Origin of the sequence: Methanohalophilus profundi (assembly GCF_004137855.1) — an archaeon.
Lineage (GTDB): Archaea > Halobacteriota > Methanosarcinia > Methanosarcinales > Methanosarcinaceae > Methanohalophilus > Methanohalophilus profundi.
Genome location: NZ_QBKB01000002.1, coordinates 1 through 24,966, shown reverse-complemented (window position 1 = coordinate 24,966; position 24,966 = coordinate 1). Strand labels below are relative to the sequence as shown.

General features: G+C 43.6%; 20 protein-coding genes and 2 pseudogenes. 14 read left to right on the top strand and 8 right to left on the bottom strand.

From position 1 onward, the window contains the following. Window position 1: 1 nt before the first annotated feature. The 3 genes from C9889_RS00120 to C9889_RS00110 form a co-directional block, all read right to left on the bottom strand. On the bottom strand, window positions 2-511 hold the full coding sequence (locus C9889_RS00120; protein ID WP_129596268.1) for a TIGR00288 family NYN domain-containing protein: 510 nt from the start codon (window positions 509-511) through the stop codon (window positions 2-4). Between the two features lie 118 nt (window positions 512-629). Beyond that, window positions 630-791, bottom strand: a complete 162-nt coding sequence (locus C9889_RS10175; RefSeq protein ID WP_225419903.1) for a hypothetical protein — start codon at window positions 789-791, stop codon at window positions 630-632. A 250-nt stretch (window positions 792-1,041) separates the two neighbouring features. After that, window positions 1,042-1,920, bottom strand: coding sequence for a rhomboid family intramembrane serine protease (locus C9889_RS00110; RefSeq protein ID WP_129596266.1), 879 nt, complete (start codon window positions 1,918-1,920; stop codon window positions 1,042-1,044). 263 nt (window positions 1,921-2,183) lie between these two features. Here C9889_RS00110 and cdhA point away from each other — a divergent pair, with 263 nt between their 5' ends. The 9 genes and pseudogenes from cdhA to C9889_RS00065 all read left to right on the top strand — a co-directional run bounded on the left by cdhA (window position 2,184) and on the right by C9889_RS00065 (window position 12,784). Further along, window positions 2,184-4,589 carry a CO dehydrogenase/acetyl-CoA synthase complex subunit alpha gene (gene cdhA / locus C9889_RS00105; protein WP_129596265.1) on the top strand — a complete coding sequence of 802 codons (2,406 nt, stop codon included), beginning with the start codon at window positions 2,184-2,186 and terminating at the stop codon, window positions 4,587-4,589. A 2-nt stretch (window positions 4,590-4,591) separates the two neighbouring features. Continuing rightward, window positions 4,592-5,103, top strand: a pseudogene (gene cdhB, locus C9889_RS00100) (CO dehydrogenase/acetyl-CoA synthase complex subunit epsilon). Between the two features lie 25 nt (window positions 5,104-5,128). Further along, window positions 5,129-5,644 (top strand): hypothetical protein, encoded by a 516-nt coding sequence (locus C9889_RS11525; protein ID WP_449405476.1) that lies wholly within the window; start codon window positions 5,129-5,131, stop codon window positions 5,642-5,644. After that, a pseudogene (cdhC, locus tag C9889_RS11520) lies at window positions 5,614-6,864 on the top strand (CO dehydrogenase/CO-methylating acetyl-CoA synthase complex subunit beta); the annotation flags it as partial. The gene C9889_RS11525 and the pseudogene cdhC, both read left to right, overlap by 31 nt. Window positions 6,865-6,879: 15 nt before the next feature. Further along, window positions 6,880-7,632: an ATP-binding protein gene (locus C9889_RS00085; protein WP_129596263.1), complete on the top strand. Its 753-nt coding sequence runs from the start codon at window positions 6,880-6,882 to the stop codon at window positions 7,630-7,632. A 25-nt stretch (window positions 7,633-7,657) separates the two neighbouring features. Further along, window positions 7,658-8,977 carry a CO dehydrogenase/acetyl-CoA synthase subunit delta gene (cdhD, locus tag C9889_RS00080; RefSeq protein WP_129596261.1) on the top strand — a complete coding sequence of 440 codons (1,320 nt, stop codon included), beginning with the start codon at window positions 7,658-7,660 and terminating at the stop codon, window positions 8,975-8,977. 1 nt (window position 8,978) lies between these two features. After that, window positions 8,979-10,391: an acetyl-CoA decarbonylase/synthase complex subunit gamma gene (gene acsC, locus C9889_RS00075; RefSeq protein WP_129596259.1), complete on the top strand. Its 1,413-nt coding sequence runs from the start codon at window positions 8,979-8,981 to the stop codon at window positions 10,389-10,391. An 83-nt stretch (window positions 10,392-10,474) separates the two neighbouring features. Further along, a complete protein-coding gene (locus C9889_RS00070) occupies window positions 10,475-11,584 on the top strand; it encodes a DUF362 domain-containing protein (RefSeq protein ID WP_129596257.1) in 1,110 nt (369 codons plus the stop codon). A 207-nt stretch (window positions 11,585-11,791) separates the two neighbouring features. Then, on the top strand, window positions 11,792-12,784 hold the full coding sequence (locus tag C9889_RS00065; RefSeq protein WP_129599312.1) for an aspartate-semialdehyde dehydrogenase: 993 nt from the start codon (window positions 11,792-11,794) through the stop codon (window positions 12,782-12,784). 122 nt (window positions 12,785-12,906) lie between these two features. Here the strand turns inward: C9889_RS00065 and C9889_RS00060 are convergent, their stop codons facing one another. The 4 genes from C9889_RS00060 to C9889_RS00045 all read right to left on the bottom strand — a co-directional run bounded on the left by C9889_RS00060 (window position 12,907) and on the right by C9889_RS00045 (window position 19,360). Continuing rightward, entirely contained in the window at window positions 12,907-17,523 is a 4,617-nt protein-coding gene (locus C9889_RS00060; protein WP_129599309.1) for a cobaltochelatase subunit CobN, read from the bottom strand. Window positions 17,524-17,679: 156 nt separating this feature from the next. Continuing rightward, window positions 17,680-18,042 carry a DUF2149 domain-containing protein gene (locus tag C9889_RS00055; protein WP_129596255.1) on the bottom strand — a complete coding sequence of 121 codons (363 nt, stop codon included), beginning with the start codon at window positions 18,040-18,042 and terminating at the stop codon, window positions 17,680-17,682. Window positions 18,043-18,130: 88 nt separating this feature from the next. After that, the gene (locus C9889_RS00050; protein WP_318531449.1) at window positions 18,131-18,574 is read right to left on the bottom strand and encodes a MotA/TolQ/ExbB proton channel family protein; all 444 of its coding nucleotides are present in this window, start codon (window positions 18,572-18,574) and stop codon (window positions 18,131-18,133) included. 108 nt (window positions 18,575-18,682) lie between these two features. Continuing rightward, window positions 18,683-19,360, bottom strand: a complete 678-nt coding sequence (locus tag C9889_RS00045) for a DUF2162 domain-containing protein (protein WP_129596253.1) — start codon at window positions 19,358-19,360, stop codon at window positions 18,683-18,685. Between the two features lie 320 nt (window positions 19,361-19,680). On the opposite strand from C9889_RS00045, the gene C9889_RS00040 reads away from it, so the two are divergent. The 4 genes from C9889_RS00040 (at window position 19,681) to C9889_RS00025 (ending at window position 22,965) form a co-directional block, all read left to right on the top strand. Next, the gene (locus C9889_RS00040) at window positions 19,681-20,655 is read left to right on the top strand and encodes a 60S ribosomal export protein NMD3 (RefSeq protein ID WP_164999231.1); all 975 of its coding nucleotides are present in this window, start codon (window positions 19,681-19,683) and stop codon (window positions 20,653-20,655) included. Between the two features lie 76 nt (window positions 20,656-20,731). Then, window positions 20,732-21,871, top strand: coding sequence for an ATP-grasp domain-containing protein (locus C9889_RS00035; RefSeq protein WP_129596249.1), 1,140 nt, complete (start codon window positions 20,732-20,734; stop codon window positions 21,869-21,871). Window positions 21,872-21,954: 83 nt separating this feature from the next. After that, on the top strand, window positions 21,955-22,449 hold the full coding sequence (locus C9889_RS00030; protein WP_129596247.1) for a transcription factor: 495 nt from the start codon (window positions 21,955-21,957) through the stop codon (window positions 22,447-22,449). A 3-nt stretch (window positions 22,450-22,452) separates the two neighbouring features. Continuing rightward, entirely contained in the window at window positions 22,453-22,965 is a 513-nt protein-coding gene (locus C9889_RS00025) for an HDIG domain-containing metalloprotein (protein ID WP_129596245.1), read from the top strand. A 3-nt stretch (window positions 22,966-22,968) separates the two neighbouring features. On the opposite strand, the gene C9889_RS00020 is transcribed toward C9889_RS00025, so the two are convergent. Continuing rightward, window positions 22,969-23,829, bottom strand: a complete 861-nt coding sequence (locus tag C9889_RS00020) for a PHP domain-containing protein (RefSeq protein WP_129596243.1) — start codon at window positions 23,827-23,829, stop codon at window positions 22,969-22,971. A 352-nt stretch (window positions 23,830-24,181) separates the two neighbouring features. On the opposite strand from C9889_RS00020, the gene C9889_RS00015 reads away from it, so the two are divergent. After that, entirely contained in the window at window positions 24,182-24,820 is a 639-nt protein-coding gene (locus tag C9889_RS00015; RefSeq protein WP_318531579.1) for a 4Fe-4S binding protein, read from the top strand. Window positions 24,821-24,966: the final 146 nt, after the last annotated feature.

Here is a 24,966-nt window from a genome sequence, read left to right as displayed (position 1 = left end):
TTCAAGACATCTCTTCTTCAGGTATCGAAACCTCTCCTGTATTCAAAATTATAACATAGTCAGAAGAATTTCTAAGGGCAGTTGAAAATCCAGGTTCTACGCCAAAGATTATAGTTTCTTTGCCGTGTTCATTTGCTTTATTCAATAAGGGTTTAAAGTCAGCATCTCTTGTCACAAGTGCAAGAGTATCAATATTGGGATTATGAACAAGATCCATTCCCTCAACAGCAAGCCTTACATCCACATCGCTTGAACAAATAACAGGTTCGAAACCATTGTTTTCCACAGCTTCTACAAGTTTATTAGAAGCATACTGATTAAGGAAAACACGTCCAATCTTGACATTACCGTACTCTTTCAATACATCCCTTATTTCTTCTAAATTTATATCAAATTCCTTTCTCAGGACATTGGGGCCATCTACAAGAAGCCCAATACTCCTTCGTCCTACTTCCTTTTTAGTACTCAGGTATTTGACGATGGAATTAAATCCGGTTTTTACATTCTGCATATTGCCTCTTATTGCAGGTATAAACATTATAATAATAAATATGTGCAACCACAGTATCAACAAAAATTAACCATAATTACAAATAATGACTATAATAACAACTAAGGACCTGCAAACCTTATAATCTTTCAGCAAGCAACCATTCATTTACATTCTTTTTGGAATATGAATCGTCCACAAGTACGAAATAGTTTTTGTACCTTCTTCCTTCTTTCTTTCTCCTGTACCTAATTTCTCCCCTGTATAAGAGAAATTTATTGAAAATATCCTCAAATTGCATTCTTTCGTCGTTTTGTTAACTCAATAATAGATTGCCCATCACGGTACCAGTTATACACCCTTAAAACAAATACTTCCCTTATTCTTTTTAATCCTTCGGCCTGTTCAAAAGAGTCAAAGTATAAAGTCTTTCTAATTTCAGGTGACCAGGCTGCAATTTTTTTTTTCCATATCGATAAACTGCACGGGAATTTCTTCTCCTTCACGAGGCCTGGGATACATTAAAGAAAGATGTTTGGTGGAGCCCACTATCACCACCGCCTGTATAAGGAACCCCGGGAAACCTTTAAGTTCTTCTTAAGTCTGCGGCCCACAATGATGCCGACAAAAACTCCGCTCAAATGGGCTGCATGAGCTATCATATCCCCGGAAATATTCACGTACATGAAAAATAAGTCCACTATCACAAAGAGTATTAGAGCAGACTTGATAGTCATTGGGAAGAAAAAGACATATACGGGCAAATTTGGTTCAAGAATTGCGAGGGTTGCAAAAACACCCATTATTGCCCCACTGGCCCCCACCATCGGGTAACTAGTAGAGGTCGTTGCAATGAAGCCTAAAGCTGCAACTATCCCGGAAATAAAATACAGGTAAATAAACATTGAATTGCCAATGCGCCTCTCCAGTATCCTGCCAAAGAAATAGAGAACAAGCATGTTGAAGAACAGGTGACCAAGACTTGCATGGAGAAACATATGAGATATTAAAGTCCAGGGTCTGGATAGGATATTACCCGGTTCAAGCTGGAATAAAGTGTAATAAGGCTGACCCAGCAGGAGCTCCAGGAAAAATGAAAATATACATATAATTATTATGGCCATTGATGGGCTGGCATAAAAGGAGCGTTTAGTTCTGTTAAATGCACTTCCGGCCACACCTTTTGCAGCACTTTTGGTGGCTTCTTTAAAAAAATCCTTCACGATTTGGTCTGTACCGGAAGTACTGCGGCCTCTGGCACCACTACTTCCAGCTGCACTTTGTGCAGAGCTGAAACGTGTTCCATCGCCCAGGCCTTCACAGCCATGTATTTCAGGAAGGCGGTGATTAGAGCAAAAATTTTTACCACAGTAGCGGCATGCATACATCACTGGCTCCTTCTTACCGCATATCCAGCATTGATTATCCAAAATATCCTCCTACCTAAACACATATGCAAAAGTAAATAAATCTATTTCCATAATCAGAAAGCAGGTTGAATTAACGCCGCAAACAAATAAAAAGAATTATCTATTATAATCATGATAAATACCGGAAAGACTTATATATCGGATATACATTAGTAATGACACAGTCCACTACTGTATAAACTATTAACTTTTTATCAAACTATAACATTCCCATCGAAGCTATCCGTTTATAGCAATGGGACACCCAGGAGGACAATACGTAGATGAGTGAACTTAAAACAGGGACATTCTCTGTCAGCGACCTGGAAAACGTCCAGATCAACATCGGCAGCATTGTAGGTGCTATCGAAAAAACCGCCGCTGAAGAAGGAGAAGTCGGCCCAACTGTAAAACCCAACATCTCCGGACTGAGGGATTGGGATTATAAACTTCTTGAAAGATACAACCCGGTCTATACACCCATGTGTGACCAGTGTTGTTACTGTACCTTCGGTGCCTGTGACCTTACCGGGAACAAGGAAGGTGCATGTGGTATCAACATGGAAGGCCATAACGCCAGGGAATTCATGCTGCGTGTGATTACAGGAGCATCAGCTCACTCCGGTCACGGAAGACACCTACTCCACCACCTGATAGACAAGTACGGGGCAGATTATCCGCTTAAAGTCGGACAAACAAATATAATTGCTCCCAATGTCCAGATAGTAACAGGCAAAAAACCTGAAACGCTCGGCGATCTGGAAGACGCCCTGGATTATGTGGAGGAACAACTTGTCCAGCTTCTTGCATGTGTCCATGTAGGACAGGAAGGAGAGGCAATCGATTTTGAATCCAAGGCGATGCATGGTGGAATGCTTGACCATGTTGGTATGGAAATCTCTGATATCGCCCAGATAGCCTGTCTGGAAATGCCAAAAGCGGATGAAAACGCGCCCCTATCAGAAATTGGAATGGGAACTATTGACTCCGAAAAACCTGTCCTACTGGTAATCGGTCATAACGTTGCCGGAGTAACCAACATTATAGACTATATGGAAGACCATGACCTGACCGAAAACATGGAACTTTGTGGTCTGTGTTGTACCGCTCTGGACATGACCAGATACAGAACCGAAGGAGGAGACGTGCCAAAGGCCAAGGTTGTCGGAACCCTTGCCAAAGAACTCAAGATGATACGCTCCGGGGTTCCTGACGTAATTGTTGTCGATGAACAGTGTGTACGTGCCGACGTACTAAGGGAAGCAAAAGAGTTGATGATGCCTGTCATCACAACCAATGAGAAAATCATGTATGGCCTTCCAAACAGGTCAGATGATGATGTAGAGGATATCATTGATGATCTCAAATCCGGAAGGGATGATGGTGCCTTGATCCTTGACTTTGAAAAACTCGGTGAAGTTGCCCCCAGACTTACACAGGAAATGTCAAAAATTCGCAAGGAAAAAGGTGTCGTATCCCTACCTACTGAAGAAGAGTTCAACGAACTTACCTCCAGATGTGTACATTGCCTTGCATGTGAACTCGAATGTCCGACAAACCTGCCAATCAGCGATGCCATGACTGCTGCTGAAGAAGGTGATCTCAGGCCTTTCGAAATACTCCATGACAAATGTGTAGCCTGTGGCAGATGTGAACAGGCATGTCCAAAGGATATACCTGTCCTCAATGTAATTGAAAAGGCATCCCAGAAAGTAATCCGGGAAGAAATAGGCAAAGTTCGTGTCGGACGTGGCCAGATCAGTGACCCTGAAATTCGTGAAGAAGGTGTCAACCTCGTTATGGGTACCACACCAGGAATCATTGCAATGGTCGGATGTTCAAATTATCCTGATGGAACAAAAGACCTGTATCGGATAGCAGACGAAATGCTACGCCGTAACTACATAGTCCTGATGTCCGGATGTTCTGCAATGGATCTTGGAATGTATCAGAACGAAGATGGAGAAACACTTTACGAGAAATATTCGGCGAAGTTCCAGAAAGGAAACCTTATCAACGTGGGCTCATGTGTTTCCAACTCCCATATCACAGCTGCTGCCATCAAGGTTGCCGCAATATTTGCACAACGTAACATTACAGGAAACTACGAGGAGATCGCCGATTATGTCCTGAATCGTGTTGGAGCGGTTGGCGTAGCATGGGGAGCATATTCCCAGAAAGCATCTTCAATTGGAACCGGCTGCAATAGGCTTGGAATTCCTGTAATTCTTGGTCCCCACGGTTCAAAATACCGCAGAGCACTCATAGGCAAACCCTATGAAGAAGATAAATGGAAGGTTCTGGATGCAAGAAACGGGGAAACAATGGATATCCCGGCAGCTCCGGAGTTCTTGCTGACAACCGCAGAAACCATTGATGAAATGATGCCTATGCTTGCCAAGAACTGTATCCGTCCAAGTGACAACAATATGGGAAGAATGATCAAACTTACGCATTACATCGAACTCAGTGAAAAATACCTCGGAATAATCCCTGATGACTGGTACAAGTTTGTCAGAAGAGAAACCGATCTGCCACTTGCAAGACGTGAAGAATTGCTGAAGAAACTTGAGCAAGAGCTGGGATGGGAAATAGACTGGAATAAAAAGAAGATCATCTCCGGACCCACCAGTAAATTGGATGTATCGGCCCAACCCACTAATGTAAAAAGATTGTGCAAGGAGGCCTAAAAGTGGTTGATGTTACGAAAAACCTGAAAGTTTACACAACATATGGGCCTAAAACTGCCAAGGGCACAAAGCCAGCTATTGTGGCAAAGATGATAGAAAAAGCTAAAAGGCCTCTCTTTGTTGTTGGTTCAGAGGTTTTGGAAGAAGAACTCCTTGCCCGTGCAAAAGCAATAGCAAAGAAAGGTATACCTGTAGCTGCTACCGGGCATTCCATAAAGGGATTTATCGATGAAGAGGGAGTGGATGCAAAATATATCAACATCCATTTCCTTGGTACTTTTCTTTGTGACCCAAAATGGGGTGGGTTGGATGATAACGGATGTTATGATCTGATAATCCTGCTTGGACATAAGAAATATTATATTAATCAGGTCCTTTCAGGACTGAAGAATTTTCAGACCTGAAAACAATTAACATAGGAAGACATTATACCCAAAATGCTACCATGTCTTTTGGTAATATTACACCCGAAGTACATCTGGAAGCACTGGACGAACTTATTGATAACCTTTGAATTTTAAAGAGGGAGGATATAAAGAATGGCTGAAGATTTTCCTTTTGAAATTTCTCCAATGTTTGAAGGAGAAAGAATCAGAAAAAATGATATGTATGTGGAACTTTCAGGTCCCAAATCCATTGGTTTTGAACTTGTAAAGGCAGCTGAGATGGATGACGTGGTAGACGGCAAGTTTAACATGATCGGTCCGGACATCCAGGATATGGAAGAGGGAGGAAGATACCCCTTCGCCATGATCTACAAGATTGCCGGCGAACTTGTTGAAGAAGACCTTGAATCCATTGTGGAAAGAAGAAACCACGATTTCCAGAATTATATACAGGGGCTTATGCACCTGAACCAGCGTTATGATGTGTGGGTTCGTTTAAGCAAAGAGGCTGTGGAAAAAGGTGTTACCTCCTTTGAATCCATTGCTCAGGCAATAATGATGCTTTTCAAGAACGAACTCCCGTTCATAGAGAAGGTGGAAGCTACCTATATCACGGACAAGGACGAGATTGAAAAACNAACCAGCGTTATGATGTGTGGGTTCGTTTAAGCAAAGAGGCTGTGGAAAAAGGTGTTACCTCCTTTGAATCCATTGCTCAGGCAATAATGATGCTTTTCAAGAACGAACTCCCGTTCATAGAGAAGGTGGAAGCTACCTATATCACGGACAAGGACGAGATTGAAAAACTCATGGACGAGGCAAAAGCCAAATACAAGGCCAGGGATGACAGGACCCGTAACCTCCATGATGAGGATGTTGATACGTTCTATGGATGTACCCTCTGTCAATCTTTTGCACCATCCAATGTATGTGTAATAACCCCGGACAGGATATCCCTCTGTGGTGCTATCAACTGGTTTGACGGCAGGGCAGCCGCCAAGGTAGACCCCGAGGGACCGCAGTTCCCGATTCCAAAGGGTGATGTCATTGATGCCGAATCAGGTGAGTACACCGGTGTAAACGAGACTGCAAAATCCCTGTCAAGCGGGGAATATGATCGCATAAAACTTCACTCATTCTTTGAATATCCACACACATCATGCGGATGCTTTGAGGTAGTAGGTTTCTATATACCCGAAGTAGACGGCATTGGATGGGTCGACAGGGATTTCAACGAGTCTGCACCCAACGGCCTTCCATTCTCTACAATGGCAGGACAGACAGGTGGTGGAAAACAGATAAGCGGCTTCCTTGGTGTTGGTATCAATTACTTCCGTTCTCCCAAATTCATTCAATCAGACGGCGGATGGGAACGTGTGGTCTGGATGCCCAAACATCTCAAAGACCGTGTATCTGACGACATACCGGATGACATTGCAGACAAGATCGCAACTGAAGAGGATGTATCGGANTTCCTTGGTGTTGGTATCAATTACTTCCGTTCTCCCAAATTCATTCAATCAGACGGCGGATGGGAACGTGTGGTCTGGATGCCCAAACATCTCAAAGACCGTGTATCTGACGACATACCGGATGACATTGCAGACAAGATCGCAACTGAAGAGGATGTATCGGATCTGGAAACCCTCAAGGACTTCCTGGAAGAAAAGAACCATCCAATTGTCAATAGATGGGAAAAGGAAGAAGAGGAAGAGGCTGCGGAGGAAGAAGAGACTCCACAACAAGCCGCTCCCGCCATGCAGATGCCTGCCTCAATGCCAATGAATATGCCAGCCATGCCAACAAGTTCTGGAAGTGGCGGTGTAAAGGTTATTCTCAAGAATGCAAAGGTATCTGTTGATAAGATAATCATCAGGAAGAACGAGTAATACAGAGGTTTCTCTGTGACAAAAATCATTGCGATTACAGGTAAAGGCGGCACCGGGAAGACGGCCATAACGACTCTTCTAATGCGCCACCTGACAAAAAGTGATAAGGTTGTCCTGGCAATCGATGCCGATCCGGATACCAACCTCCCGGAAACCCTGGGATGTGAGGCAGACCGTACCATAGGTGACATCAAGGAATACATGATGAATGAACGGGACAATATGCCACCCGATATCAACAAGGAATCGATATTCGAATCCAAGATATATGAAACACTCAACGAGTTACCTGACTATGACCTGCTGGTTATGGGAAGACCCGAAGGATCAGGTTGTTACTGTTATGTTAACAATCTGCTGCGGGGAATCATGGACCGCCTGACCGAAAACTATGACGTGGTTATCATGGACATGGAAGCAGGTCTTGAACATTTCAGCAGAAAGACTATCAGGAATATCGATGATCTACTGGTGGTTACCGATGGTTCCCGCAGGGGAATGAGGACTGCCGAAAGAATCAGTGAACTTGTGCATGAGCTGGAAACAGATGTGCACAATATTCATGTGGTCGCAAATAAAGTCACAGAAGACAATAAAGAACAGATCCAGAAAACTGCGAATGAACTTGGCCTGAAATTAATAGGCCTTGTTCCAACGGATGAAAAGATTGCAGAGAGAGATCTCGCAGGGGAAGCTCTCTATGATCTTCCAGAAGATTCGAAAGCCGTTATCGAAGTTGAAAGAATCGCAGCAAAACTTGGATTGTAATAAATAATCGGATGGTGGAAGTGGAATGTCAGATAAACTCAAACTTTCAGACCTTAATAGTATCTTAAAAGACCTCGATGTGGAATCCCTGGAAGGGGTTACTATCGAAGGTGACATAGAACTTGATATACAGGGAGGCGGGGGGATGAATCCGGCTATGGCTTATGCCCTTGGCCATGAAGCCGCCCAAATCTCCCTTCATGTGGCAAACATCGCCAGAATGCTGGGCTATCCTGTAGACCAGCTTTTTGCACAATGTCTTGGAGCCGGAGGAGAAACTGCGGCATTACAGGCAGAACCTGCAATAGAGGAACTGTTGCAGGCTAAATTCGATGTTGCCAGAAGTAGCGAATGGAATACACCTATCCAGGAAGTAACCCTCGGTGCAACTTCCGCAGATGGGGGAAGCCGTGGCCACACAATAACTCTGGGTGGCGAAAAGGCAATGCCATTCTATTTTGATGCAGAAATGCCCAACCGTAATTATGTCACAATGGATGTTTTTGACATGCCTATCTCAATGGCAAAATCTGTCAAATCCAATTACGAAGACGTTATGGGAGACCCTGCAGAATGGGCTAAAAAAGTTGTCAATGAGTATAATGCGGATATGGTTACAATTCACCTGATTTCTACAGACCCTCTTATCAATGATACTCCTGCAAAGGAGGCTGCAAAGGTAGTAGAGGATGTATTACAGGCAGTTGATGTGCCTATAGTAATCGGTGGTTCAGGAAATCCACAGAAAGACCCTGAAGTACTCGAAAAAGCCGCAGAGGTTGCCGAAGGAGAACGTGCACTGCTTGCATCCGCAAGTCTTAACCTGGATTATGAAAGGGTGGCAAAGGCAGCAACGGATTACGGTCATGCAGTCCTTTCCTGGACCCAGCTTGAAATCAATGCTCAGAAAGAACTCAACCGTAAACTCATGAAGCAGTGTAATGTCCCACGTGACAGCATTGTGATGGATCCGACAACAGCAGCCCTGGGATACGGTCTTGACTATGCTTACAGTAACATGGAAAGGATTAGATTGTCCGCCCTTATGGGTGACGATGAACTAAACTTCCCGATGTCTTCAGGTACCACCAATGCCTGGGGTGCACGTGAATCCTGGATGAAAGAATCACCCCTTAAGGAAGATTCTGACTGGGGACCCAGAGAATATAGGGGACCCATCTGGGAAATCGTTACAGGGCTGGCCCTTGCCCTTGCAGGCAATGACATGTTCATGATGATGCACCCAACATCCGTACAGGTGCTCAAAGAGATTACACAAACTCTCTATGGCAATATTGAAGCAAAGAACCCGGACATCACCAACTGGATCACTGCGGAGGTATAATATGAAGATAAATAGCCCCCTTGATGCTTACAAATACCTGCCGGGAACAAACTGTGGCAGGTGTGGTGAAGATACATGTATGGCCTTTGCCTCACACCTTATCGACCGTTCCAAAAGTGGCGAAGACTGCCTGCCCATGGTAGAGGAAGACAAGTATGCAAAGAAACTCGAGGAACTGGAAAAACTGCTTGCCCCGGAAATCAGGGAAGTGACCATTGGCACTGGCGAAAAATCAGTCACCATTGGTGGAGATGATGTTCTTTTCCGTCATAAATTGACCTTTTTCAACAAGACAGCCTATGCATACGATGTCACCGACACTATGGATGAAAAGGAACTTGAGGAAAGAATCAATACCATCCAGACTTTCAAGAAATTCTATGTGGGAGAATTCCTCAACCTTGATATGGTAGCGGTACGCTGTGTATCCGGCAAGCCCGACACTTTTGCCAGCACCGTGAAAAAGGTAATCGGACTTACAGAATTACCTCTTGTGCTCTGTTCTTTTGATCCGGCAGTGCTAAAAGCCGCTCTGGAAGTTGCAGCAGACAAAAAGCCATTAATGTATGCAGCCAACCAGGAGAACTGGAAAGAAGTTGCCGGCCTTGCAAAGGAATATGAGGTACCTGTAACCCTATTCGCACCGAATGACCTGGACCTGCTCAAGTCAATGGCAAAGACATTTGCAGAATTGGGAATAGAGGACCTTGTGCTTGACCCGGGAACATTCCCCACAGGCAGGGAACTGAAGACAACGTTCGAAAATTTCCTGAAGATCAGAAGAGCAGGTATAGACGGGGATGGAGAAATTGCCTATCCAATTATGGCCGTTCCCCTGACTGCATGGATGGCATATGATGACGATGTCAGTGCATCCTACTGGGAAACTGTGGTAGCCTCCGTACTCACTGTTAAGTACGGCGACATTATGATCATGCATAGCATAGAACCTTATGCATTGCTGCCTGAAATGCACCTGAGAGATACCATTTACACGGACCCAAGAAAGCCTGTAACTGTTGACCCGGGTGTATGGGAGGTCGGTTCACCTACTGCCGATTCACCAATTATAGTTACCACAAACTTTGCTCTCACCTACTATACAGTTGAGAGTGATATTTCTTCTAACAAGATAGACTGCTACATTGTGGTGGCAGATACCGAGGGTATCGGAGTGGAAGCAGCTGTTGCCGGTGGACAGCTGACCGCAGACAAGATCAAGAAGACTCTGGAAAATGCCAAGTTTGACCTGAAGGAAAAGACAAACTACAACACCGTTATCCTGCCCGGCCTGTCTGCACGCCTGCAGGGTGATGTCGAGGATAAGGTGGGTTCAAGGGTACTCATTGGATCGGCAGATTCCGGCAGACTTCCTGGATGGCTGGAGAAAAACTGGCCACCACAGGATAAATAAATCGAAAAGCATCCGTCAAATACGGGTGCTTCAATTCTTTTTTTGCACCAAATTTATTAGTGCTGAAGATAGATGTATCACCCATGAAAAGCAAAGTCTTTTTTGTCGACCTGAAAGTACGCAGAGATTGTGAAAATACAATCCAGAAAGTTAAAAGGCTTTACGATGCAGCAGGATTTGACAACATAATTGATGAAGGCGAACTCACTGCCATCAAATTGCATTTCGGGGAAAAGGGCAATGAAGGTTTCATAAGTCCGGTCAACGTCAGACAGGTTGTGGACAAGATCCATTCTTCGGGTGCAAAGGCCTATCTTACCGACACCAATACCCTGTACTCAGGATCCCGCAGGAATGCTGTGGATCATCTTACAACGGCAATTGAACATGGATTTGGTTACGAGGTCACCAGGGCACCACTGATAATTGCAGACGGATTGCTGGGCAACAGTTTCCGACAGGTACCGATTAACGGGCAACATTTTGACAGTGTTAAAATCGCATCCGAACTGCTTGAATGCCAGAGCATGATCGTGATGTCTCATTTCAAGGGTCATGAACTTGCAGGTTTTGGAGGTGCAATCAAGAACCTGGCAATGGGCGGAGGTTCGGTATCTGGCAAAATGGAACAGCACAAAGGCCTTCATCCGGAAATTGATGTCAACAAGTGTACCGGGTGCGGGAGCTGTGTGGAAGTATGCCCCTGCGATGCAGTGGAGATTAATAACGACAATATATCCACTATCGATGACGACAAGTGTATAGGCTGTGGAGAATGTATGACAGTATGCCCGGTCGAGGCGATTGATTTCAATTATGACAATATACCTGATTTCATGGAAATGATGAGCGAATATGCCCTGGGCACCGTTGCCGGCAGACAGGAAAAAATAGGCTATATGAATTTCCTTGTACGTATCACACCTGACTGTGATTGCGTGCCCTGGAGTGATATACCTCTTGTACCGGATATCGGCATCCTGGCCTCCACAGATCCCGTGGCCATCGACCAGGCAAGCCTAGACCTTGTAAACAGGCAGCAAGGATTTACTGCATCCAAACTGGAAGAGAATATGGAACCCGGAGGAGACAAGTTTACAGGTGTCTGGAAGAACAGTATGGGAGATATCCAGTTAAGTTATGGAGAAAAAATCGGGCTTGGAAGTCGGAATTATGAACTTATCGAAATCTGATAGGTAAAGAGAAGTTTTTGCAAATTCTTCTGATGATAATACTATTATTCTATGTATATATTATATAGCAGTAAGCAGACTCATGTTTGAATTGCAGATTCGTTTCCAGGCATAAAATATTCCAGAATTAAAATTTGTATATATTTGATCAATATAAACAGCGTTTGGGATGTTAATAAAAGTCCCGACGATTAACGGACGATGAAAATGAGTTACAAGATCGGAATTATGGGTGCTACCGGTGCGGTGGGCAGAGAAATTATCGAAGTATTGAGCAACAGGGATTTTCCGGTAGGGGAATTGAAACTCTACGCATCACACAGGAGCGCTGGTAAGGTAATGGAAACTCCTTTCGGAAAAATTACCATCGAAGATGCAGACACGGCAGATTACTTGGAACTTGACATTGCTTTTTTCGCAATAAGCGGCTCGTGGAGCAAAGCTAATGCCAATAAGGCAACCGATGCAGGATGCTATGTGATCGATAACAGCAGTGCATACAGGTATGATGACAACGTGCCCCTTGTGGTTCCGGAGATCAATGCCCATGCCATCGGGGATTCAAAACTGATTGCAAACCCCAACTGTACAACCGCAATTGCGGCTATTCCACTGTATGCCCTCCATAAAGAATACGGCCTGAAGAAGGTTATAATCAGCACCTACCAGGCAACCAGTGGAGCCGGTGCTGCGGGAATGAATGAACTGATCAATGAGACAAGGAACTATCTTGAAGATAAAGAGGTAAATCATCAGGCCTTTGTCCATCCTATCGTTTTCAACACTATCCCTCATATCGACAGTTTCCAGGAGAATGATTACTCCCGCGAGGAAATGAAAGTTGTCTGGGAGACCCACAAGATATTCGAAGAGCCGGATATCCCGATCAGCTGCACCTGTGTGAGAATCCCGACCCTGAGGGTCCACGGGGAAAGCATTGTTATTGAAACTGAAAAACCGATTTCACCGGATGACGCCAAAAAACTGCTGGCCTCGGTCGAAGGTGTTGAATTGAAGGACGATATCGAGAACAATGTATACCCGATGCCCCTGACAGCCACCCAGAAATACAATGTAGAAGTTGGCAGGATCAGGCAGAACATCGTGTTCGGAAACCACGGCCTGGAATTCTTTGTCTGCGGGGACCAAATCCTCAAGGGTGCAGCCCTGAATGCTGTGCAGATCGCCGAAAAACTTTAAGTAAATTCTTTTTGTGTAAAAGGAAATCTGAAAGGTCTTTCTTTTTACATATCAGCAGAAATAAAAAAGTGGATATCCTGTGATTAAGGATATCCTTAAATTCTCTTTTTGTCTTCAATTCCTTACATCTGTCTCCTTCTGAAACCGACATACATGGCACCAACTGCTGCAAGCACCAATATAGATCCAACAATATCAGCACCGGAGAAGGATGAGCCCCCGGATTCCTCTTTTCTGGGGTTTTCCTTGGTCATCTCATAGCCTTCCACGTAATCGCTGCTGGATTCTGCTGAATCGGATGTTGGTTCCTGCGTAGATTCACCATATCCTCCATCTGAAGTAGTGGTGGTCTGATTGGATGCTGAACCGGTGGTGGAGGCGTTCACTATCTGTGCACTGCCGACACCGCCGCTGCTGGAGGAGGATGAAGAAGTAGATGATTCAGGACTTTGAGTGGCTTCATCCATCAACTTCTCGTAAGCCTCCTGGTCTTCAGCACTAACACCTGCAACAGACATCATACCTTCAACATATCCGTCCAGTGTGGGGTTTCCACATGTGTGGTGGCAACATGTGACACCGTTCTCAACAACTGATTCAGTGTATTCCTTTACCAGATTCTGGAGATCCTGATCAGATGCCTTCCAGTAACCTTTCCGCTCGGCTTCAATCATTCTTTTAAGAGTTGACTGATAGGCATAGGCATTATCATCCGATTTCATAAACTCGTCAACACCCAGATCATATTTGTCTTCCACATAGACATCATAGATCTCATCCCAGTCGGAATTCGTGACCATATCAGGTGTAGTTACATCCAGTCCCCACATATGCTCGACGGTTTTCATGAAATGTCTGGCACCTGCATAATCGTATTCCATCATGCCGGATATGAATTTGGGATTGTAAAGTGTGGAACGAATATCCATCCTGTAGGCTTCTTCATAAGTGATTACCTGTGGATTGTCCACAGTTAAATCGGCAACGTACATTTCAGGATTATCACCTGTAAGGGATCTCACGGCAAGACTAACACCCCCAAGATACTGATAGAAATCATCGTTATCGATAATTCCATACAGGTTCGAAGAATCACTATGAATAGCGGCATCTACATCCTGAAGATTCATCCTGAAGACATCTTCGTAGCTGTCTCCCCATACATCCTGTCCGTAGATATTGGACATGCGGGAAATATAGAGATCTGCCAGTTTATCTTCATTTTCCCAGGTATCGCTGGCTGCAATAGCTCCCGGCAGACCGGTACCATAGGCTCCTGGTGACTCACTGAAAATCCTTGAGCGGGACAATGTAAGAGCGGTACTTTCATTGTATCCTTCTTCAAGCAATGCTTCTTCCATTTCCAGGGAATTTGCTCTCACATAATTATCGCTTTCATTAAGAGTTGCAACGGTACGTACTGCTTCATCAATCAACTGAAGCTGATTCGGGAAAGTATCCCTGTAAAGACCTGAAGGAGTCACAACAACATCAATTCTGGGATGGTTCATCTCATCCCGCGGAATTACCTCGAATCCACTTACATGGCCATAGGTTCTGGTTGGTTTTACACCCAGAAGGGAATATATCTGTGCCTCCATCAAGCCTTCATGACGCATTGTCTCAACAGCCCACAGGACGTACGTTACTTTCTCTGGATCAGATCTATTATGGGTAGACCTATATTGTTCAATCATTTGATTGGCAAGTTCAGCCCCCAACTCCACAGTTTCTTCATCCGGAATGTCTCGCGGATCAAAACTGTAAAAGTTCTTCCCCGTAGGCACTGCGTCCGGATTCCTGACAGGATCGTTACCCGGTCCTGCCTCTATATAGCCGGCATTCAGAGCTTTGAGAGTCTGATCGATTTCACGTGTGGTATTTTGTAGAGCTGCAGAATAATTGAGTGCCGTATTCAGGTCTGCCGTAATGTTGGGATATGTAAGGCCCAGAACATCCGTTTGGGCCTGTGATACATTTGTACCATTGAGCAAGGTGGCATTCAACAAATCATTGGCGTGGTAATTGGAGGTATTCTCCCAGTCCTCTTCATCCCCGGTGTCATGAGGAATGACATTTACTATGTGATCGATGAAATCACTGCGAAGCATGGATTTGACCATACAGACAAGTTTTTCATCATCCGGAGCAACACCAAAAACATGGAGTCCTAGAGGCATGAGAGTCCCTTTCAGTTCTTGCAGGTAGTTATGGACATCGTTTGTAACAAAATCCTCAAATTCCGTTTCATTCATGGAACGCATTTCTTCCGGGGTTACATCTAGGTCGTACTCCATTGAAAGGTTTTCATATTTTTCAATTGTACTGTTGCGGTAGAGGGCTATCTTAGCAGTGTTGTTTTCGGCCATAGCCTCTCCATACTCATGTATCTTGTCATGCATCTCGGCAAGTTCCCCATACAGACCTGAATCTGTTATCGGGGGGGTCAGATGGTCTATGATAACCGCATTACCACGGCGTTTGGCCTGAGTACCTTCTGCGACATTGTCCATAATGTAGGGATATACTACAGGGGTATCATCCACCATGATGGACGGATAATCATAGCGCCATAATCCCACTTCCTTGCCCGGCAACCATTCCTGTGTACCGTGGGTTCCGAAATGAATCATTGCATCGGCATCATAGACCTGGTTGATCCAGAAGTATGTGGCAAGATACTGGTGGGTAGGTGGAAGGTCCTTGTCATGATACATCACAGACTCATCTGACAGGTCCCCTCTGGTGGGCTGGGGTATGAAATTGATATTGCCCAGCTGTACTGTGGGTATGACAAATTTGTTATCATATACCATTATGTCACCCGGAGCTTCGCCCCACCTGTCTTCAACGCCATCCCTTACGGATTGTGGGAGGGTGTTATACCATTCCATATACTCGTCCACCGGCACAAGCGTGACATTGCCTGATTCGACGACCTTTTCAAGCTCACCTGGAGCCCAGGGACCGACATTCCTACTTTCTATGAACAGGTCAATGAACTCACTGCTGTTTGGAATACTGCCATTACCTGTATCATAACCGGTGGCATTCATTTCATCAAGCAACACTTCGAAACTGGAAGCTATATCCAGATAACTGGCACCGATGTTATTCTTACCACCTTCGTGGTTGTAGTAGATGATGCTGACCTTCTTGTCCGAATTGTTCTTGTTGCCAAGTTCTGCCCAAGAGATGGCCCTGTCACTAATCCATTCAACCTGTGAATCCAGGGGTTTGTAGTAATATCGTCCGGTTTCTGAATCCTGTACCCTGCCAGCTATCCAAGTATAACCAATCAAACCCTCAAGTTCTGGCATGGTTACCTGGTAGGATAAGGATGAAGTGCTCAATCCATGCACACTTTCATTGTATTCATCAGGTGTATGGTAACGGTCGAGTAATGCCTTGATTACGGGAACATTATATTCATTCATGGACTCTATTCCCACAGCGGGATTGTCCCATTTGAAATTAAAACTTTTCAAAGAAATCATCGAATCGACAAGAACTGTGCCATTATTTACAAAATACTCAGATGTGTCATCTGTAATTACCTTGTAAGTTGAAAAAATAACATTGCAACCCTTGGCTTCCAGGTTCCTGATTATCTGATCTTCCGTATTGAAAGCGAGAGAATTCTTTTCAATATGGTAACTGGCTATTATACCAACAGTTGGAGCAGATTCATTGTATCCATTGTCTTCATACCAATCAAGATATTCACTACTACTTTCAAATACTCTGGGAGCATCCGGATGATAGATACCATGCTCTGGTACGGAAGGCGGTTGGGGTTCAGAATATTCAATATAGGCATCTTCAAATATGAAACCTACCGACCTTATCCAGTGTTCCATATTGGAAAAATCAGCATTATAAAGATATTCCTGCATGAAACTATAAGGTGGATTTGCCATATCAAAAGTGGTGATATCATAGGCATCATCCATACCAAACATTCCTATCTGGGCACCATTGTCTTTGGCTTCCAGCAGCACATCCTTGAATTCCGTAATCTGTGTGGCACCCATCATGTAAAGTATTATGACATCCTGATCGGAAACATCGGTCAGATTTGCAGCCGCTTCTTCACCGTCCATAACCGTTACATTGAAACGGTCGGTTACTACTGACCTTTCTGATAGAACTTTGTTCAGGAAATGAATACTGTTGTCTGAGTTTATAATATAAGTTACATTGATTTTGGGATGTATTATCTCAGGTTCTCCAATCGTTTCATTCTCCCATTGATCACAGAATTTTTGTCCCATAAATTTGAGCATGGATTCCATGTTGGCATCTCCACCCTGTATCCAGTACCTTTCGATGTCTGTATATTCTTCCGAATACAAGTCGACATTGGGAACTGTTACATTGGATGAAAGATTATATCCAATTATATCGGTTCCATTTTCCCTGGCAATCGTCAAATTTGAAGTCGTGTTTGATTGCCAGTTGCCAATCTCTTCTTCTGTACGGGACTCAATGAAAATGGCACTGTAATTGGAAAAGTTCAATCCTTCAGGAACTGATTCGGTTGAATTGAATACATCCACAGTCAAATTAGCAGATATTTCCGGATTTGAAGATGCATTGAGCAGAGATTCTTGGTTTACATCTGTACCCAGTACAAACATCAAACTCGTATTATTTTCTTCTGCCGATACCGCCGGCACTGCAGCTGCCAGCACAATCAATACACTTAAAACTAATAAACACACTTTTCCAAATCGCATATTATCGCCTCGATAGTATGCAGCACATCCCGACCCTAAAGCCCGCCAGCCGACAGGTCGGGATGTCACCACAATATTTTCAACTTAAATTGTTTACAATTTCTCCTTACATATAATCAATAAACTTGGTTTTATATAACAAAAAAATAAAACGGGTTATCCTCCCGATTCATTTTTACCCTCGGGAACGTACACAACCCGGCCATCTGCCAGCTTATAGGCCGTACCCAGCGCCTCACCTGACCCGCCTCCGATCTGCTCGGTCATGTTCAGTACTTTAATGTCCTGACCTTCCTTGACGATGATCTTCATGTTTTCCTCTCCCGGATTCTTTACAATGGTCACATCATCCGTGGGAGACAGCAGCTCAGGAATCTGGAAGGACATCACCAGGGCCACAAGCAGGGCTACGGAGAAGACCATGGCTATGTCGAAAAGGTTGGCCACGCCTGTTAAGGGGTTCTGTTCATCCTCCTCGTACAGCAAGCCACTTCGCCTGTATTTCTTTTGCTTCCTCATTCCTCACCCTCCATACACTCAAGCAGATAATTGATATCAGCCATATCCTGCCAGTACCATCTTTTACGTACCACGGTCAGGACATATCCTACGATACCGGCAAACAGACCGAGTACCGTTGTCGCAAAGCCACCATCAGATTATGCGCCAGCTGGAGGATGTTGCCTTCTGCAAGACCTATCAAAGCCGGACCGAGGGGAATAAGCGTTCCCATCAGGCCTATCATCGGGGCAACCGTGGAAAGAATCTTGGTATACTCCAGGTTTTTGGTCATCCTGACTTCATACTCCTCGGAGAGCCAATCGATAGAGGTAGCAGCGCTGCTGCCAAGATGGTTGGCAGCATCCCGGGCAAATGCCATTACAAGAAAATCTTGCTTGAGTTCTCCCAGATGTGAAGCAGCAGAATCAAAATCGGAGGATTTCACGGAATCCTGCACCCTTTTCCCCACATCCTCAAGCTGGGTGACATTGCGATGTCTTTTTGAATACTCGGAAATGAATTCGCCGATCAGGGCCAAAGATGATACCACTGCTAACAAAAGCAGTATAACAACAGGATACAATAGTGACGAAGAAACTGTATACATTATCTGGAATAACAAAGAATCTATTGCCATTTTTTATTATCACTCCTTAAATTAATGCTGGATTTTGATACGATTAAGTGCAAAGCCGGCAGATATGAGAATTGCAAAGCCAATGAACGGTATAATATCGAATTCGGGCCCACTGAAAGTCGGAAGACCCATCTGTTTTGCCTGCATGTAGGCAGGGGCAATTACTGCACCCATCAGATAGAACAGACCCAGGAAAGTCATGGCATTGCCCAGGGTTGTGGGATCCTTGTTCAAACGTCTGACAACCAGGGAAGAAGAAATGATGGATACAACAAAAATTACACCGACCCCAAGTCCCAGAAGCGCACTGCTGATCTCAACGGTATTAGAAAGCAGCATGATGGACATGAAAAGGGCAGCAAGGCATATCGGACAGGGCAGGGAGATTACAAGGAAAGTCTTATGGGACACATCCACCCCGCAATTCCATTTTTTGGAAGTGTAGATGCCAACCCCAAGAAGCAAAAGGGCCATTACCACATGCAAACCCATCCCAAGCTGGGAAGCATTCAGCAGGTAGGATATATCAACATAATTAAGAATTACACCTATTATTACTGATAATACAAAATACATCCCTGCAATTGTAAGCAACTGTCTGCGATCGATAGTCGAACATCCACATCCCACGCCGGCCTTAACTGCAAATACAGATATTGCCAGTAAAATTCCTATGACCGTTAAATATACTGCACTCATTAGTTTACAACCACCATTATGTCGGACAATTACTCCAAGTTTCTATTATACCTTATACTGCCCAATAATTAATTCACCTGACCGGTTTACAAATCAATTACACTTGCTATCTCGAATATATCTATAGTATATAAAAAAAAGTTTTTGGATAACATGTGTAATCCATTTGGGTAACATAACTTGATCATTTATAACGAAAAAGAAACCATCCTTATACCAATTATTATAAAAAGAAAGTAATAGAAAACTCTATTGAAACAGAAATCCCAACCACATGTCCAAAAGACTAATATACAACACAACATCAAATGCAGCGTCTAATGAAAGAACTCATATGCCCTAAATGTGGCAATCCTACTCACAATCTTTATGAAAATGTGTGCAAGAACTGTTTTTTCAAGCAGTTTAAACTTGCCGAATTAGACCCGGTCATAAGCACCCAGATCTGTGCCAGATGTGGCTCCAAGTACGAAAGAGGACAGTGGACAGATACAAAACACGATACAAATACAGTACTTGAGAAAGTTGAAAGAGAATTGTTGCTTCATGAAAGTGCAGACATAATTGAACTTGGATTTGAACCTCAAAAGCTGACTCCCTACCAGTATATTGTTAATGTTTACATCCAGGCAGAAATCTACGGCATGCCTCTGGAAGAAAAACTTACAACTGAGGTCCGTGTCCAGCGCAGTGCCTGTGATGCATGCAGCAGGATAGCTGCCGGTTATTATGAAGGAATCATCCAGCTTAGGGCAAGTAACAGGAATCCTACAGATGATGAAAAGAAAAAATGTGACCACCTGGTCCGCGACACCCTGAGCAGGATGGAGAAAAAAGGGGACAGACTGGCTTTTATATCAAACATGTCTTCATCAAAGGAAGGAACAGATTACTATATCGGCTCATCTGGCGCCTGCAGGCAGATCTGTAAAATAATAACATCCAAACTTGGAGGAGAACATCAGGAATCCCCTTCCTTGTTCAGCCAGCGAGATGGTAAGGAGCTCTATCGAGTATCATATGCAGTACGCCTGCCAAAATATGTTCCCGGAGATATTCTCTATTTTAATAATCAGATATTGCAAATAAAAAATTGTGATAAAAAAGCCAAATGTATAGACCTGCAAACCGGCAAGAAAGTTATTGAATCCATAGAAGATATCGAAAAGGCTGAATTCCTGGGAGTATACAATGATGCAATACGGGCTGTGCTGGTGGCAATTGAAGACAATGCCATAATGGTCCTTGATCCCACAAACTACCAGACAGTGACCCTAAAAAAACCCTTTTCCTGACTGCCAGAGAGGGAGAGGAAATTCCGGTACTCAAGACCGAATATGGCATGATACCCATCCCTGAAGAGATAAAAGCATGAAGAACATCCTTGTAATCGGGTACAGCAGCAGGAATATTGCCTGTTCTGCAAACACGGCAGGTTACAATGTATATGCAATAGATGCTTTTTGTGACCGGGATCTGGAAAATAATACCTGTAAATGCCATGCCTTGATGGAAGAAGACATCCATGAAGTGGATCGGGAAGAAATTGTCCGGATAATGGACAGTTTCAAAACGGATTTTGACGGAGTTGTCCTGGGTTCGGGGTTTGAAAAGCTTGAGAGGGACATCTTTGAATGTCCGGTCCTGAATAATTCTGTAAGGCAGATGGAAATCGTATCGGATAAAAAGCGTTTTGCAAAAGAATTACAAAAACTTGCTATTCCCCATCCTGAAACCCATGTAGCTACGAATCCTCCGCAAATAAACACCCCAATGATACTCAAACCAGCAATAGGGGGCGGCGGGATTTTCAATAAAATAGTAACCAGCACAGATGAACTGGAATATCAGATTGATAATATATGCAAAACTGGGAATTTCAACCCGGATGAACTTATTCTGCAGGAAGTCGTACACGGAAATGCAGCAAGTGTTTCCATGATAAGTAATGGAAACCAGGCGACTGCAATTGCTGTTAATGAGCAACTCATAGGAATTCCCTGGCTCACCAACATGCCGTTTGCTTATTGTGGAAATATTACTCCCATGCAGACACCCTATGAAAAGGAAATGATTGGAATCTGCGAAAAATTATGTAAACACTTTAAACTGAAAGGTTCCAATGGAATGGATTTCATAATTACGGAGAAGGGACCCGTGATACTGGAAATAAATGCCAGGTTCCAGGGAAGCCTTGATAGTGTGGAAATTGCAACAGGAATCAATCTATTCCAGGCACATGTGGATGCATTTAACGGAAAACTGCCCGAGAAACCGAAATACCAGCGGTGGGGTGGAAGAACTATAATTTATGCTTCTGAAAAACCGATTACAATAAGCAAACAAATATCTGAAGTCTTTGGAAAGGGACGTTTTGCAGACATCCCGAAATCCGGCTACGAGGCATACCTAGATGACCCGGTTGTTTCGATTCTAGCAGAAGGCAATTCCAGGAACGATGTAATGGGACATATGAAAGAACAGGCGAAAATGCTACATAAAATACTGTAATGCAACCCCATAATTATAAATAATATGAAAGGGAGAAAACGTAAACTCTACTTATTACAAATTCCTTTCCATGAGGCGATCAATTGATAGATTTAAATGACCCTGTAGTACGAGGATACCTGATACAGCTGCTTGGAGAAGAAGGAATCACAATTATTGAAAACATGCCCGAAGGTGAAGTCACCGATGAGGAAATCGCAGAAGCTACGGGCGTGTTATTGAATATTGTTCGAAGAAACCTATTCATAATGAACGAGAATAAACTCGCCATATGTCGCCGGGAAAGGGATTCAAGCAGCGGCTGGCTGACATACCTGTGGCAACTTGACCTGGATGACATTGAAACCCAGCTGACAAAAGAGAAGAAAAAACTTGTTAAGAACCTTCAGGCTCGCCTGGATTTTGAAGAGGATAATGTTTTTTACGTCTGCCCGGAAGGATGCATAAGGATCCTGTTCAACAATGCAGCTGATTCCCACTTCCTTTGCCCGGTATGTGGTGAAGACCTGATTTTCCAGGAAAATACGGAAATGGTTGATACCCTAAAAGAAAGACTTACTGCCTTGCAGGAAAGTTGAGCAATGATCTCTTACAGGGATGCAATACTATTACTCGAAAACGAAGGGTGCTCCGAAAAAGTCATCCAGCACTGCATTGAAGTATCAAGGGCATCCGAAGATATTGCAAAAAGGATTCAAAAAAGGGGCTATGATGTCGATATCGAACTCGTCAGAATCGGCGGGCTTTTACATGATATCGGAAGAGGTACCACACACGGTATTATGCATGCAGATGCCGGTAGCCGGCGTGCGGATGAACTGGGCCTTGATAAAAAACTAATATCTATTATAAAAAATCATATCGGTGCAGGTATCCCTGCGAATGAGGCAAAAGAGATGGATCTTCCACCACAGGATTATATACCCCTCTCCATGGAAGAGAAAATAGTTGCTCATGCGGATAACCTTGTAAAAGGAACAAAACGCATATCCACCGACGAACGTATCAATCAAATGAAAAAAAAGGGTGTCGGGAAAGAGGCTATGGAAAGAGTCCATGCCCTTGCCGAAGAACTTGGAATAAAGCAACTGTAAATTTTATGGGATACAGGAAAGCAGTGGCCTTACCTGGACACTCTGCAACACTTTCTCCTGATCATAACCAAACCCATAAGAGTAATACTGACCAAGAGGACATCTGCCCTTATGGCCCGGACCATGATAATCTGAACCACCTGTTTTTAAAAGACCATAGCGATCAGCTATTGAATTCATAATCGATACATTAACCATGCGGCTTTGTCCGTAGAATGTTTCAAAGCCATCAATACCCATATCGACCATATCTCCGGCGATTTCAAAAAGACTATCACCCTGACCATGCTCTCCAAGCGTTCTCAAAAGATGAGCACAGACTGCTTTGCCACCTGCCTTTTGTATTATGGGAATAGCATCTTTAACAGGCATTGAAGAAGTACCTACAACACATGGAGAATCCGAACATAACCATTCATTATGAAAATCAAACGCCGATCCACCCCTGTTTGTTACCGCTTTTGCAATATCATGTGTGGTAACCGTGCCTTTTGAAGAAGAAAGAGAAGATACATCGACTTCCCAACCATGCTCCCCCAGAAGAGAAGATATCTCTTTTGCCCTCTCAACTCTTTCACCAGCCTTCCTTGTAAGCACAGTTTTTAATTTAGTATCTCCAACGTCAATGCCCATACCTAATATATGAAATTCCATCCCCGCATAGCTGGTTGTCAATTCCACTCCCGGAATTAATTCAACACCATATCTTGACGTAGTGTCACCAACAGAAAGAACACCATCCAGTGTATCATGATCCGTAAGACATATAGACTTCAGTCCCACTTCAGAAGCTTCCTTAACCAGCTCTTCAGGTGAAAGCGTACCATCGGAATAGAAAGAATGTGTATGCATGTCAATAATCATATTTTACCCCTTATAGAATCAAATGTGCCCGGACCTCAGATAAACTCATAATCCATATATAATTTGTGCCAGAATTGTATATATAAGACGTTTAATATATACTTAATGTTCATTGACTTTGTAGAAATTCTCATGAGAATACAAATGTAACCACATCGAACACGATTTTCAAAGAAAATCTTCGCTTTCTCTGTGTTCTCTTTTGTTTATACGTGAAGTATAGATTTTCTGAGACCATCAAATTAGCTTTTCGCTTTAAAAGCGTAACTCTTTTTCCATTACCACTGAACGTTGCATGAGCGTAGCTCATGCATTACGTTTATATATTAGAAAATGTGCCAGTCCATGAAATATTATCACACTGTTTCGGACGAAATCTGTACCAAAGATTCGCAAGGGCGGAGGTTCGGTATCTGGCAAAATGGAACAGCACAAAGGCCTTCATCCGGAAATTGATACAGAAAGATGTAACGGATGCGCAACCTGTGTGGAAGTATGCCCCTGCGATGCAATGGAGATTAATAACGACAATATATCCACTATCGATGACGACAAGTGTATAGGCTGTGGAGAATGTATGACAGTATGCCCGGTCGAGGCGATTGATTTCAATTATGACAATATACCTGATTTTATGGAAATGATGAGCGAATATGCCCTGGGCACCGTTGCCGGCAGACAGGATAAAATAGGTTATATGAATTTCCTTGTCCGCATCACACCTGACTGTGATTGCGTGCCATGGAGTGATACACCTCTTGTACCGGACATCGGTATTCTGGCCTCCACAGACCCTGTGGCCATCGACCAGGCAAGCCTGGACCTTGTAAACAGGCAGCAAGGATTTACTGCATCCAAACTGGAAGATAATATGGAACCCGGAGGAGACAAGTTTACAGGTGTCTGGAAGAACAGTATGGGAGATATCCAGTTAAGTTACGGAGAAAAAATCGGGCTTGGAAGTCGGAATTATGAACTTATCGAAATCTGATAGGTAAAGAGAAGTTTTGCAAATTCTTCTGATGATAATACTATTATTCTATGTATATATTATATAGCAGAAAGCAGACTCATGTTTGAATTGCAGATTTGTTTCCAGGCAGAAATTATTCCAGAATTAAAATTTGTATATATTTG